This is a genomic window from Clostridium sp. AF20-7, from assembly GCF_003479275.1.
Classification (GTDB): Bacteria; Bacillota; Clostridia; order Lachnospirales; family Lachnospiraceae; genus Otoolea; species Otoolea fessa.
The window spans coordinates 1-12830 of record NZ_QUGF01000006.1; the positions used below are offsets into that span (position 1 = coordinate 1).

The window sequence follows — 12830 nt, forward strand, 5'->3', positions numbered from 1 at the left end:
TGAAATTCAAGGGCTGAAGGCGGTTTCTATCAACACATTTTGTCCTATAGGTCGCCTTTTTGTGTAATAGGGAATTCCAAGGAATTTCCTATTACACAAAAAAACTCCCCGAGAAATCATCTCCGGGAGTTCCACGCTGCACTCAGGTTCTGCAGTCAATCATGCAGAAGAAGGGACTTGAACCCTCATGATGTTGCCATCACACGGACCTGAACCGTGCGCGTCTGCCAATTCCGCCACTTCTGCGTAATTTCTAGTGCGGGCAACAGGACTTGAACCTGCACACTCTCGTACCAGAACCTAAATCTGGCGCGTCTGCCAATTCCGCCATGCCCGCTTGCTTGTCTTTCTGACTCACAAGTGAATTCATTATAACATAGGGTAGTTCAAAATGGAAGAGTTTTTTTTATTTTTTTGAATTTTTTTGAAAGTTCTTTTAGAAAAAAATGTGCGGCAAATTCATCCATTCTGAAAGTCCGTGTGTTATTTCGTATAATACTTTTCCTGAAAACATATTCCTAAAGCCGGCTCCTTTGTTTCGTTTTAAACTTTCCAAAAAAACAAGAAAGCCTAAAAAACAAAAGAAAAATCCTCATTTTCTAAGCTTTCTCTATCATGGAGACAACGGGATTCGAACCCGCGACCTTTGCGTTGCGAACGCAACGCTCTCCCAGCTGAGCTATGTCCCCGTCCAAACTGTTATCATTATAGCACAACTGGAATGAATTGCAAGTAGAGAATAAAAAAAACGGAAACCCTTATAAATCAAAGGCTTCCGTTCTTTTCTAGCAGAGCTGCTGACGGGAATCGGACCCGTGACCTCCGCACTACCAATGCGACGCACTACCGACTGTGCTACAGCAGCATCTTTTTGTTTTCGGCTCATCTCTAAGCCTCGATTAGTTTATCATGATACAATCGTTTTGTCAACGGTTTTTTTGAATTTTTTTTATTTTTTTAAATTTCCCGTTTTTTTCATCGGATGCCTCCGTTTTCATTCGCAGACATCCGATTCTCATTTCCTATCTTTTCATATTTCTATATGATTCCAACGGGGAGGGGAGTAGCGGAATCGGTCGCCCGATACCTTTCACTTACCCTACATCATTCTCTGACGCACAATCTCATATGCCAGCACGCCAGCTGCCACCGATGCGTTCAGGGAGTCGATATCTCCCTTCATCGGGATCGATGCGATAAAATCACATTTTTCCCGCACCAGACGGCTGACACCTTCGCCCTCATTGCCAATCACCAGACCGATCGGTCCTTTTAAGTCGAGGCGGTACATGCTCTCTCCGCCCATATCGGCGCAGACAAACCAGAGTCCTCTCTCTTTCAGCTCCTCGATCGTGGCTGAAATATTGGTTACCTTCGCCACCGGCGTATAATTCAGCGCTCCCGCCGAGGTCTTAGCAACCGTCGATGTCAGTCCCACTGCGCGGCGTTTCGGGATGATCACGCCATGTGCGCCTGCCAGATTGGCAGTACGGATGATCGCACCCAGATTGTGCGGATCCTCAATGCCATCCAGAATAAAGAGAAACGGCGGCTCGCCTTTCTCTTCTGCCAGCTTTAGCATATCTTCCACCTCTGCATAGCGGTATGCCGCTGCCTGTGCAATCACGCCCTGATGCTTGCCGGTCTCAGAAAGCTGGTCGAGTCTCTCCTTCGCCACATAGTGGATGATCGTATTCTGCTTTTTTGCCTCTCTCGTGATCGTCTTGACCGGTCCATCCTGGCAGCCATCCAACACAAACAGCTTATCCACCGTCTTGCCCGAACGGAATGCCTCTAAAACGGCGTTTCTGCCTTCGATCATCGTCTCTTCAAATCTATTTTCCTGCTTATTTTCCTGTTCCATCTATTTTCCTCATCATGATTTATAACGATATTAATTCTCCCATCTGTTCCAGCCCTTTTCCCAGAAGTTCTGCCATCCTGTCAAACTGCTCGGTCAGATAGAGATAGCCCATCAGCGCCTCAAATCCGGTCGCCATCCGGTAATCCTTCATCGTCGCGTGCTTCGGCATCGTAAAAGATTTCGCATTGCGTCCGCGTCGGTATGCCGCCTTCTCCGCATCCGTCAGCTCTTCCTCCAGAAGCAGATAAAAACGTGCCTGTGCGTCCGCCTTGACCAGGTTCGCCGTCTTCTTGTGCATCTTGTTGACCTGCATATTGCCGCGGTTCATGACAAGGGTGCGGATCGCCAGCTCATAGACCGCATCGCCGATATACGCCAGCGCCAGCGGGGAATACTCTCCCGCCTCAACATGTTTTAAATGCAGCGCCTCCTTGAACGCATTTAAGCCCGTTTCCATTTGACGCCCTCTCTCGTATCTTCCAGAATAATTCCCATATCGAGAAGCTGTCCACGGATCTCATCTGCCAGTGCGAAATTCTTGTCTTTTCTCGCCTGCTGGCGTTTTGCGATCAAGTCTTCTACTTCGCTGTCCAGAATTTCTTCCTTCTTCTCCGTGATAATACCGAGCACATCGCAGAGTTTGTCCATCGTCTCTTTGACATAAGAAACGTATGCCTTCGTCGATGCTTCCGAAATCGTGGAGTTGCTCAGGCGTACAATCTCAAAAATAGCTGAAATCGCATCTGCAGTGTTGAAATCATCGTCCATCGCCGTCTCGAACTTCTGAACCAACTCCTCGACTGCTGCCTGACTCTGCTTCTCCTCCGCCGTCATCTCACCCTCTTTCGATGCTTTCAGGCAGTCTGCCTGATGCTCTGCCGCAGTGCGGATGCGCTCTAAGCTGTTTTTCGAAGCTTCCATCAAATCCGCGCTGAAATTGAGCGGGCTGCGGTACTGGGCGCTCAGCATGAAGAGACGCAGAACCTGCAAATCGTATTTCTCACTGATCTCACGCACGGTAAAGAAGTTTCCAAGAGATTTGGACATCTTGCGGTTATCGATATTTAAGAATGCGTTGTGCATCCAGTAGTTGGCAAAGGTCTTGCCGTTCGCGCACTCGCTCTGCGCGATCTCATTTTCATGGTGCGGGAAGATCAGATCCTCTCCGCCTGCATGGATATCGATGGACTCGCCGAGGTATTTCTTGGACATCTCGGAGCACTCGATATGCCAGCCTGGACGGCCCTGGCACCACGGAGACTCCCAGAACGGTTCTCCTTCTTTTTTCGGTTTCCAGAGAACGAAATCGGTCGGATCTTCCTTGCCTTCCTCGCCGGTTACCTTGATCTCACGGAAACCGGACTGCAGATCGTCCAGATTTTTATGGGACAGCTTTCCGTACTCTTTAAAGGATTTGGTGCGGAAATAAACCGTGCCGTCAGCTGCCACATACGCATGTCCTTTTTCGATCAGCGTATTGATCATCTCGATCATACCGCCGATCTCCTGAGTCGCCTGCGGATTCTTCGTCGCCGGTTTGACGTTCATCATCTCCATATCTTTTTTGCACTCTGCGATATAGCGCTTGGAGATCGTCTCCGCATCCACGCCCTCCTCGATGGCTTTCCTGATGATCTTGTCATCCACATCAGTAAAGTTAGATACATAGTTTACTTCGTATCCTTTGTACTCAAAATACCGGCGGACCGTATCAAATACGATCATCGGTCTTGCATTTCCAATATGAATAAAATTGTAAACGGTCGGTCCGCACACATACATCTTAACCTTGCCCGGTTCGATCGGCACAAACTCCTCTTTTCTGCGGGACAATGTGTTGAAAATTTTCATAACCTCATTACTCCTCTTCTATTTTAAATCTGCTTCCGGTACTGCCTGACAGCCGCCACAGCCGCCGCAGCCACCGCAAGCCGCTGCCTGCGTCATCATTTCACTATCATAACAGTAATTCTCCACTTCCGTCAACAGGGTAATCGCCTGTGAGGAAATGCCCTCGCCGCTGCCTGTAAAACCAAGCCCTTCCTCGGTCGTCGCCTTGACACTCACGCGGCTGACCGGAAGTCCCAGCGCATCTGCAATATTTTCTGCCATCTGTGGGCGGTATGCAGCCAGCTTCGGGCGCTGCGCAATGATCGTGGCATCGATATTTTCAATCACATAGCCGCGTTCCTGCAGAAGTTTCCCTACCTTTTTCAGAAGCTCGATGCTCGACGCACCCTCATATTCCGGATCCGTGTCCGGAAAATGCTGTCCGATGTCGCCCAGTGCCGCCGCCCCTAAGAGCGCATCCATCACCGCATGCACCAGCACATCCGCATCCGAATGTCCTAACAGCCCCTTCTCATACGGGATCGTCACGCCGCCTAAAATCAGTTCCCGATCCGGAACAAGTTTATGCACATCATATCCCTGTCCTATTCTCATCGTATTCCAGTTCCTTTCTTGGTCATTTTGTAACTGTCCGGACTGCCCGCAGTTACTTTATTTGATAAATTATTTTATACTTTTGAAAAATATACACTTATCCAACAATTTTTAATTTTCGCTCAATACAGCGGACTTCCAGATTGCTCTGGTACTGACAGCTCTCGCCGTCCACGTGAACTGCCATCGGGCGTTCCGTGTAGATCTGGACCTCCCGGCAGCTGAAGCACCGAAGCCCCCGGTTGTGGGAGCGCCGGAACAACGCCCGGAGCAGGGTTCCAAGCACCTGCCGCTTCGAGGCATGGCTGACAATGCAGACCTCCAGGTTGCCGTCGCTGCTGTCCGCCTTCGGCGCAAACCAGAATCCGCCACCCTCGCAGGGTTGAATCTGTGCACTGATAAAATAAATATAATTAAATTCCACCCGGCGCGTTCCATCGAGCAAAATATACCCCGGGATCGGTTTCGCCTTCAAATACTGTATAAATCCCAGTATCCGGTACGACAATCGCCGCAGATGAATCCGGTTACAGATATTTTTGATCGCCGAACGCTGCATATGCTGGCATACCTCCGCATCCAGCCCGATCCCCGCGCTGACGATAAAACGCCGATGTCGGAGCACATCATCGCCATATGCAATCACACCATAATCGATCTGCCGGATCCGCCGCGCCTTAAAAATCCGGCGCAGTCCACGCATCGGTCTTCTCGAAAGCCGGAGCCCGCGCGCCAGATCACTGCCTGTCCCCACCGGAATATAGCCCAGCGTCACCATGTCGCAGGAAACGATTCCGTCCACGACCTCATTCATCGTCCCGTCACCGCCCACGACCACAATCACCCGTGCCTCCTTGCAGTGGGACGTCAGCTTCCTTGCATACTCTGTCGCCTGCCCCGCATATTCTGTCAAATATGCCTGATACTCAACCCCGTCCCGCACAAGCCGCTGCTCTATTTTCTTCCATATCTTATAGCCGCGGTCACTCTGTGAAGCGGGATTAATAATGAAATAATACATTACTCCATCCTCATATTTTGCCATAACGTCCCCTGCTTTCCGAAAATACAGAAACTCCCCTGCTGGGCCGTTATATTTTATCTTTTACCCTGCCAGAATACCTGTCACAGGATACAGCGCCATTACAATTTTGCATAAAATAAGTATACCATACTTCCTTTTAAATGATAAGAAAATTTCTATAAATTATTTTCTCAAAAGTGTTGACAATCTTGAAAATTTATATTATACTTGCAAAGCAATCGCAATTTGTGTGAGTGTCAGCGGGATCTTAGCTCAGCTGGGAGAGCATCTGCCTTACAAGCAGAGGGTCACAGGTTCGAGCCCTGTAGGTCCCACTTTTCTAAATTTAATATGGCGAGATAGCTCAGTTGGCTAGAGCATGCGGTTCATACCCGCAGTGTCGAGGGTTCGAATCCCCCTCTCGCTATTTTATCTGGGATCTTAGCTCAGCTGGGAGAGCATCTGCCTTACAAGCAGAGGGTCACAGGTTCGAGCCCTGTAGGTCCCACTTTTTAAAATTTAATATGGCGAGATAGCTCAGTTGGCTAGAGCACGCGGTTCATACCCGCGGTGTCGAGGGTTCGAATCCCCCTCTCGCTATTGATGAAGCAGCTTGCAATTGAGCAAGCTGTTTTTATTTTACTTAAAGTCCCTGTCCATCCATAAAATTTTTGTTTAACAAATTTCACATTCCATAACCTTTTTCTTAATATTTATAACAATCCCTATTTAGCCTTGAAGTTGGCGGATGAGTGTGCTATAATCAGACGAACTTGGAGAGATGTTAAAATAATGTTAATTTATTTATGATAAAAAGAAAATCGAGGTTGATTGATATGAAACATTTTCTGAAGGAACTCCTGAAGAAATACGGGCATATATGGATTCTGGGATACGGATTTATCTATCTTCCGTGGTTTATGCATCTGGAAAAAACCGTGACCTCCAATTACCATATCATGCACTCATCGCTGGATGATATGATTCCGTTTAATGAATACTTCGTCATCCCATATTTACTGTGGTTCGCCTATGTGACCGCTGCGATTGCATACCTGTTCTTTAAGAACAAGGAAGAATATTACCGGTTATGTGCATTTTTATTTACCGGCATGACACTGTCACTCTTAATCTGCACCCTGTTCCCGAATGGAACTGACCTGCGGACCGCCGTAGACCCGGACAAGAACCTCTGTTCCCGTCTTGTCTATATGCTCCACCAGGCTGACACGAACACGAATGTATTTCCAAGCATCCACGTGTACAATTCCATCGGAACCCACATCGCGGTCATGAAGAGTGAATCTCTGAAAAAGCACAAAGTAATCCGGATTCTTTCCGGTATCCTGATGGTCGCTATCTGCATGGCAACTGTCTCGCTGAAGCAGCACTCGGTTCTGGACGTCGCAGGCGCGATTCTTTTAAGCGCAGCTATCTATCCGTTAGTATATGCGGGAAGCACGCAGGAAGAGACAGAGAACGAACCGGAATATATTCGCTAAAGGATTTCTCAAGACAAGTAAACATAAGCTGGCGCCAAAGTATGACAGGTGCCAGCTTTTTATCTGCGATAAATCCCCCCTGCCGCAGCCGTTACGAAAACTAGGTTTCTAACATTCATCACGTGGTAATCCCTTATCGAATCATATCTAATGATTGACATAGAATCAGAAAATCCGACCATCTGGAAACACTCGACTTTCCAGACGATCGGATCTTTTAATTTCACTTTTATGATAGATTTGATTTCGTTTTCTAATCCATATTATTTCAATTTTTATAATGGATTTCTAGTTAAACCCATAAAACTTCTGCGAAATCTTATAGCAGGCGATCGACACCTTCCGTCCGCCTTTTCCCGGCAGGTTTACGCCCTGTCCGAGGAAGCCCCAACGCAGGCGCATATATAACGTGAAGTTCTGCTGTTTCAGATATTGCCACAGTTCTTTTTTCTTCTTCAGATTTTCCTCTGTCTCCGAGCGAATCGCCAAAATCGAGGTAACCGTCATCATAATCTCCAGATAACGGACCATGTAGTGACGCAGCTTCGGATTTTTAATCTTCGTCACATCATAATATCCTAACATCAGCTTCGTGACAAGAATCTGCTGGTCGATACGACCGATCATAACCTTTTCGTTGACCGACTGGTCATCGCGTCCGATAAAATAGCGGTAGAAATTCACATCCAGATAGTACATGGATTTTACGTGCGGAAGCGGCTGGTAAACGAAAATGTTATCCACATAGAATGTGTGCTTCGGCAATTCCAGGCCGCAGCTTCGAAGCATTTCTACTCGGTAAATAACCGAGTGCATCAGGATATACTGTCCCAGGCGGAAGCCTCTTGCACCGTTCCAGTCGATGAGCTGGCGTTTTGGGAGCGCCATGTTGTAGTTCATGACCTTTTTGTGTTTTGCGCCCTGTTTTTCATAAACGAAGTTGGTAATCAGCATATCCAGCGTCACATTGTCATGGACAAATTTGCGCAGCGTATCCAGAACCTCCATATATGCCTCTTCGTTGACCCAGTCATCGCTGTCCACGACCTTATAATAGACGCCCGTCGCATTGCGCAGTCCCGCATTGACGGCCTCGCCGTGACCACCGTTTTCCTGATGAATCGCCCGGCAAATTCCCGGATAGTTTCTCTCATACTCATCGGCAATCTCCGCCGTATTATCTTTTGTGGAACCGTCATCCACGATCAGGATCTCCACCTCATCGCCGCCCGGCAGCAGAGATTCGATGCAGTTACGCATATATGCCGCCGAATTGTAGCACGGAATCGCTACCGACAACAGTTTCATTGGTTTATTTTCTCTCAAAACTCCAGTTCCTCCATCTCTTTGTTGACCCGATCCTCACAGGAGCGCATGGCGAGAATCGTCTGTTCCATCAGTTTGTCTAATTCCCAGCCAAGCTGATCAGCCCCGCGGCGGATCACATCTCTGGAACATCCAGCCGCAAATTTCTTGTCCTTAAATTTCTTCTTAAGACTTGAAAGCTCCATGTCCTTGGTGCTCTTGGACGGGCGCATCTTCGCCGCCGCCCAGATAAGCCCTGTCAGCTCATCGGCTGCAAACAACACCTTTTCCATCTCATGTTCCGGAGCCACATCCACCCGTATGCCATAGCCGTGGCTGACAACCGCATGGACTAAATCTTCCTCTGCGCCTCCGTCGCGCAGAAGCTCCGGTGCCCGCTCGCAGTGTTCTTCCGGATAAAGTTCAAAATCAATGTCATGCAGCAGTCCTGCCATGCCCCAAAATGCTTTTTCGTCCCCGTATCCCAGCTGCTCGGCATACCACTCCATGACGCCTTCCACGGTCAATCCATGTAAAATATGAAATGGTTCTTTATTATACTTGCGAAGGAGCGCAAGCCCCTGTTCTCTGCTCAGCGATGTCTGTTTCATCCTCCGTGCCTCTCTTTCTCTTTCCACGTTTCCGTGTCCAGATCCTTGTTTGAGTCCTGATTGGAAATATTTTTCTGTGCAAAAAATACATTCTTTTCAAGATTCTCAGTAATTCACACTATCTATAGTTATAACAAAATTAACCAGCAAAATAAAGCAGATTTTTGTAAAAGTATTGTGAACAAGTCGTTGCTGTTCACGCATACGTGCCCAGTAATAACAACTCAAACTCCCCACATCTGCCACATTGATTGAAATTCTCTTTCAAAATAAGTTACGCATCGTCTTAAACACCACCCATAATTAATCTTCTCCACTGTTTCTGCCGCATAGATCGGATAAGCAGCCACCTGCTCGTCATTAATATAATAGGATGCCTGCCCGACCTCCTGTCCTTCATGAACCGGTGCTTCCAGCTCGGTCGGGTATTCATAACGGATATCTGGCTTCTCGTCCGCGCGCAGAAGCATCAGAAACGTCTGTTTTTCCGATGGCAGATTCAGTGTGAGCGCCGTCGTTCCTTTCACGCCCCACCTCACCTCCACCTCCGGAAATGTTTTCTCCCGGTCAAATATATCATACCAGTTATATGTATCAAATGCATACTGATCGAGTTTCCGCATATCCGCCCATTTGTACGTCTTGTGCGGTGGCCACCCGCAGCCGAGAAGCGCCACCGTAAATGCTTTTCCCTCTTTTTTTAACGCCGCCACATAACAGTACCCGGCTTTCCCGGTAAATCCCGTCTTGCCCGACAGCACCTCCGCGCACTGGCTTAAAAGCGCGTTGTGGTTTGCCAGGTAAAATGAACGGTTTCCCGACTCATCCTGAATCGTCCGTGATGCCGTACGGGTAATTTCCAGAAATGTTTCGCGGCACGGCGACTGGAACGCGCAGTAGCGCATGATGCGCGCCATATCCGCCGCCGAAGCGCTGTGTTCGTTTCCATCCTCATCCGCAACGTCCAGACCGTTCGGTGTCACGAAACAAACATTCTTACATCCTATCTCCCGCGCTTTCCGGTTCATTTTCTCCGCAAATCCTTCCACACTTCCCCCGATGTGCTCCGCCACCGCCACGGCGCTGTCGTTGTGGGATTCCAGCATCAGGGAATAGAGTAGATCCGATAGGCGGTACCGCTCCCCCGCCCGCATATTGAGCTGGACATCCGGCATGGAGGCCGCTTTCTCTGATACCTCGACCCAGTCATCTGGATTTCCCTGTTCCAGTGCGAGAATGCAGGTCAGAATCTTCGTCGTGCTTGCCATCGGATAAGCGGTATCCGCATCTTTCTCCGCCAGAATACGCCCACTGTCCGCATCCATGAGAACCCAGGCGCGGGCGTGAAGGGTCTGTTGTAGAGAAGTCTCTTTCTCTCCCATAATCTCTTTATTTTCTATGTTTTCACGAACAAAAACCGCCCCGCCGGCCGGAACCAACTGAATCATCGCCAGTATACTTCCTGCCAGCAGAACGGCTATCCATTTTCTGATTCTATCTCCCATCCGGCTGCTCCGGAATCCCTTTTCAGGAGATTATATGAGAATAAACCTGTTTTCTATGACTTTTTCTTTTTATTTTTCCAGCGGCTCATTCAGCTTCTCCGTCCCCGGCAGCACAAACCGTCCGCCCGCGATGATATTTACTCTCGTTCCATCTGGATGAACCGCCTCGATCGTATCCAGCTCGGAGTACGGGATTGTAATGTCCGTATGACAGCCAAAATATGCCTCCTGCGGGTTTTCTTTGCGTTTTGCTGAAATCTCATTCTCACGCGCCACCATCTCGCGTCCATCCGGGTTGAAGACCGGGCAGTCCTCCATCCAGCTGTAGCAGGTATCGCCTACCGCAAAGTGCGGTCCCATCTTCTCGGCAATCAGAATCGGGAATTTGTCGAGAATGCCGTAGCGCAGCGCTACCTCATACGCAGTTGTGTTGGTGCCAATCGCAAACTCGCCCATCGGCAGCGTCTCATGGTTTTTGAGGATCATCTGTTTCACTAACGCCTTATTTTCCTCTTCCGTCTCAAAGTTTTTGCAGGTATAGGAGACAGCGATACCATTTTCAAACCGGATTTCCAGATCTTTGAACTGAAATTCCCCGATATAGACGCTGCCGACATGCAGAAGCCCGTTTGTCCCAGCAAGCTGCGGGGAGGTAAAGACTTCTCCAACCGGAATATTTACATCCGCCACACAGTTTTCGAAATTCGACTGTTTCGTCGGCTCAGCAAGCGTGTGAAGCTGTACGGTCAGATCGGTGCGGTTGCCGCCGCGTCCGCTGATGTGGACTTGCGATGCCTGATCCAGTTCGTTGATCATGATCTGCTGGATGTCGCGGTACAGCTCATAGTCCAGCGTATTGATGCGGATCGTCTCCTTAAAAATCGCCTCAAACTCCGCTCCGATCTCCGGAAGCGGGAATGCAATGATTGTGAAGCTCGTCTCCGTCCCCGGAATATACGCGTCCACAATCTGCATCGCCTCATTGCTGTAGGATAACAGCAGTTTCTCCTGTTTTTCACTTAAAGAAAAGGCTGCTGCTGCATTGACCGGCTCAAATCCGGCCTCGCCGAAGGTTTCCACAACTGCCGGACCGGCATATACCGACGCCAGATCCTTGTATGTCTCATATGCCACCTTCAAAATAGACAGTTTCCGCTCACGAAAGGCCTTGTCCAGGTAAACCGCATTGTCGTAGCGGTGATCATACTCGTACTGGCGGTTCGCCGGTGTGCCATAGTAACCGTTCGTGCGCGCCGCCATCCGGTTCACAGTGCCGATGGAGGCGCGGGCAATGATCGGCTCCAGACCGAGTTCGCGGAAATTTTCCACTGCCATCCGGATCATGCGCTCAAATCCGATGTGGTAACGGATCTGCACCGTTTTCTTGCCCTCATAGCTGCGTCCGGTCGCCGCAAATCCCTTGCGGTAGCCTTCTGTGTAGGTATCTGCCATCCGGCGTACCGTCTCCTCCGGCAGCTCATTCATAAAACGTGCCGTCGCAAGCTCTGTCTCCGAGATATATTCGCCAAACCGGTACAGATAACGCAGATCGTTTAAATCACTGTCCATGATGATCGATTTTCCAAAATCCAGCGACGGATCCAGCGTCTCACGCACCCGCCACGGAAGCATCCTGTCACAATAATCACTGACAAAATAGTAGAGCGGCTCGCGAAGCTCCGCCACCTCCGGAGTACCGCCCTCAAACAGGTTGTAAACCTCAATAAACAGTTCCTCCAACACCGTCACATCCACCAGACGGCTCTCATAGGCATAAACGATCGCGCTGCGGATCTCCGTATAGAGAAATGACAGCCACGGACCATAGTTCTCTCCCAGCTCTTTTGCCGCATAGTCCGGGTTCGCAAAGCTCTTCCCATACGCCCCTGGAAGTATATCCGCATAAAGTGTCCGGTTAAATTCTGCTGCCTCTTTCTGGCTCATCGCCGCCAGCGTCCCATCCATCTGTTTCTGGAAGGTTTCTTCTATCAGCTCGATAAACTGGACGGTGCGCTCAAAAAATGCCCGGTATGGCTCACCAACCGTCGCTTCTTCTTTCATATGGCCGATGCGCTCCATCGCGAGCTCATGGCGCTCCGCAACCGCCTCATTTTCTTCTTTCAAAAGTTCCCAATATTTCATGTTCAGATATTTCCCTCCTTCTGCCATCGCCAAATTTCACTTTCAAACCACGCCCGCCGCAAAGGCTCTTACCGGCGTTCCATTGGTCCGGCATTCCAGGCAAGCCACGCATAAAAACCATTCATTCTTAGCCCCGGATGCCAATCAAAATCGTCACAATCCACCAGATGACCAGAAGCCCCGACAAAATCGTACCAATTTTCGCGAATATATATTTTTTTTCTTCTTCTTTAAAAGATTTCCATCCGTACATCAGCGACGCCACGGAAAATAATATGCTCGAAAAGCACATCGACAGCGCGCCGACCGGCGTATTGCCCTGGCTGCGGACACTGAATGCCATCCCTGCCACGCACAGCAGCAGACCGACTCCCGCCAGTCCCAGGCAGAGATAGCCGTGTTCTGCCATCGGCTTTTGGGTATAAAAAAAAC

Annotated in this window: 11 protein-coding genes and 8 tRNA genes; 5 read left to right on the top strand and 14 right to left on the bottom strand. The window is 49.1% G+C overall.

Features of this window, described 5'->3' with window-relative positions; genetic code table 11:
* Positions 1–162 precede the first annotated feature (162 nt).
* The 9 genes from DWX68_RS07165 to DWX68_RS07205 all read right to left on the bottom strand — a co-directional run bounded on the left by DWX68_RS07165 (position 163) and on the right by DWX68_RS07205 (position 5354).
* A tRNA-Leu gene (locus tag DWX68_RS07165) sits at positions 163–246 on the bottom strand.
* 11 nt (positions 247–257) lie between these two features.
* Positions 258–337, bottom strand: a tRNA-Leu gene (locus tag DWX68_RS07170).
* A 279-nt stretch (positions 338–616) separates the two neighbouring features.
* Positions 617–689 (bottom strand) — tRNA-Ala (locus DWX68_RS07175).
* 103 nt (positions 690–792) lie between these two features.
* Positions 793–865, bottom strand: a tRNA-Thr gene (locus DWX68_RS07180).
* Between the two features lie 234 nt (positions 866–1099).
* Positions 1100–1864, bottom strand: a complete 765-nt coding sequence (gene rlmB / locus DWX68_RS07185; RefSeq protein ID WP_022358985.1) for a 23S rRNA (guanosine(2251)-2'-O)-methyltransferase RlmB — start codon at positions 1862–1864, stop codon at positions 1100–1102.
* Positions 1865–1883: 19 nt separating this feature from the next.
* Positions 1884–2321, bottom strand: coding sequence for a ribonuclease III domain-containing protein (locus DWX68_RS07190; protein ID WP_118524553.1), 438 nt, complete (start codon positions 2319–2321; stop codon positions 1884–1886).
* Positions 2306–3715, bottom strand: a complete 1410-nt coding sequence (gene cysS, locus DWX68_RS07195) for a cysteine--tRNA ligase (RefSeq protein WP_118628911.1) — start codon at positions 3713–3715, stop codon at positions 2306–2308. Before cysS ends, DWX68_RS07190 begins: the two co-directional genes overlap by 16 nt.
* An 18-nt stretch (positions 3716–3733) precedes the next feature.
* On the bottom strand, positions 3734–4309 hold the full coding sequence (gene ispF / locus DWX68_RS07200) for a 2-C-methyl-D-erythritol 2,4-cyclodiphosphate synthase (protein ID WP_118628912.1): 576 nt from the start codon (positions 4307–4309) through the stop codon (positions 3734–3736).
* A gap of 97 nt (positions 4310–4406) precedes the next feature.
* Positions 4407–5354, bottom strand: a complete 948-nt coding sequence (locus DWX68_RS07205; RefSeq protein ID WP_243027627.1) for a YegS/Rv2252/BmrU family lipid kinase — start codon at positions 5352–5354, stop codon at positions 4407–4409.
* 241 nt (positions 5355–5595) lie between these two features.
* On the opposite strand from DWX68_RS07205, the gene DWX68_RS07210 reads away from it, so the two are divergent.
* The 5 genes from DWX68_RS07210 (at position 5596) to DWX68_RS07230 (ending at position 6835) form a co-directional block, all read left to right on the top strand.
* Positions 5596–5668, top strand: a tRNA-Val gene (locus tag DWX68_RS07210).
* Between the two features lie 18 nt (positions 5669–5686).
* A tRNA-Met gene (locus DWX68_RS07215) sits at positions 5687–5760 on the top strand.
* Between the two features lie 8 nt (positions 5761–5768).
* A tRNA-Val gene (locus DWX68_RS07220) sits at positions 5769–5841 on the top strand.
* An 18-nt stretch (positions 5842–5859) separates the two neighbouring features.
* Positions 5860–5933, top strand: a tRNA-Met gene (locus DWX68_RS07225).
* 236 nt (positions 5934–6169) lie between these two features.
* Positions 6170–6835, top strand: a complete 666-nt coding sequence (locus DWX68_RS07230; RefSeq protein ID WP_117796303.1) for a phosphatase PAP2 family protein — start codon at positions 6170–6172, stop codon at positions 6833–6835.
* A gap of 288 nt (positions 6836–7123) precedes the next feature.
* Here the strand turns inward: DWX68_RS07230 and DWX68_RS07235 are convergent, their stop codons facing one another.
* From DWX68_RS07235 to DWX68_RS07255, 5 genes are all read right to left on the bottom strand, one after another.
* Positions 7124–8143 (bottom strand): glycosyltransferase family 2 protein, encoded by a 1020-nt coding sequence (locus DWX68_RS07235; RefSeq protein WP_118472153.1) that lies wholly within the window; start codon positions 8141–8143, stop codon positions 7124–7126.
* Between the two features lie 14 nt (positions 8144–8157).
* Entirely contained in the window at positions 8158–8751 is a 594-nt protein-coding gene (locus DWX68_RS07240) for a hypothetical protein (protein WP_022359370.1), read from the bottom strand.
* Positions 8752–8975: 224 nt separating this feature from the next.
* Positions 8976–10256 carry a D-alanyl-D-alanine carboxypeptidase family protein gene (locus DWX68_RS07245; protein WP_118628913.1) on the bottom strand — a complete coding sequence of 427 codons (1281 nt, stop codon included), beginning with the start codon at positions 10254–10256 and terminating at the stop codon, positions 8976–8978.
* 69 nt (positions 10257–10325) lie between these two features.
* Positions 10326–12425, bottom strand: coding sequence for an aminopeptidase (locus DWX68_RS07250; RefSeq protein ID WP_243027640.1), 2100 nt, complete (start codon positions 12423–12425; stop codon positions 10326–10328).
* 100 nt (positions 12426–12525) lie between these two features.
* A partial coding sequence (locus DWX68_RS07255) for a calcium:proton exchanger (protein ID WP_118629097.1) occupies positions 12526–12830 on the bottom strand: 305 nt, incomplete at its 5' end.

Bases quoted from the DNA above. Each gene is read 5' to 3' on its own strand.
- DWX68_RS07190 (WP_118524553.1), bottom strand. From the start codon at position 2,321: ATGGAAACGGGCTTAAATGCGTTCAAGGAGGCGCTGCATTTAAAACAT.
- DWX68_RS07235 (WP_118472153.1), bottom strand. From the start codon at position 8,143: ATGAAACTGTTGTCGGTAGCGATTCCGTGCTACAATTCGGCGGCATAT.
- cysS (WP_118628911.1), bottom strand. From the start codon at position 3,715: ATGAAAATTTTCAACACATTGTCCCGCAGAAAAGAGGAGTTTGTGCCG.
- DWX68_RS07245 (WP_118628913.1), bottom strand. From the start codon at position 10,256: ATGGGAGATAGAATCAGAAAATGGATAGCCGTTCTGCTGGCAGGAAGT.
- DWX68_RS07250 (WP_243027640.1), bottom strand. From the start codon at position 12,425: ATGGCAGAAGGAGGGAAATATCTGAACATGAAATATTGGGAACTTTTG.
- ispF (WP_118628912.1), bottom strand. From the start codon at position 4,309: ATGAGAATAGGACAGGGATATGATGTGCATAAACTTGTTCCGGATCGG.
- DWX68_RS07230 (WP_117796303.1), top strand. From the start codon at position 6,170: ATGAAACATTTTCTGAAGGAACTCCTGAAGAAATACGGGCATATATGG.
- DWX68_RS07240 (WP_022359370.1), bottom strand. From the start codon at position 8,751: ATGAAACAGACATCGCTGAGCAGAGAACAGGGGCTTGCGCTCCTTCGC.
- DWX68_RS07205 (WP_243027627.1), bottom strand. From the start codon at position 5,354: ATGGCAAAATATGAGGATGGAGTAATGTATTATTTCATTATTAATCCC.
- rlmB (WP_022358985.1), bottom strand. From the start codon at position 1,864: ATGGAACAGGAAAATAAGCAGGAAAATAGATTTGAAGAGACGATGATC.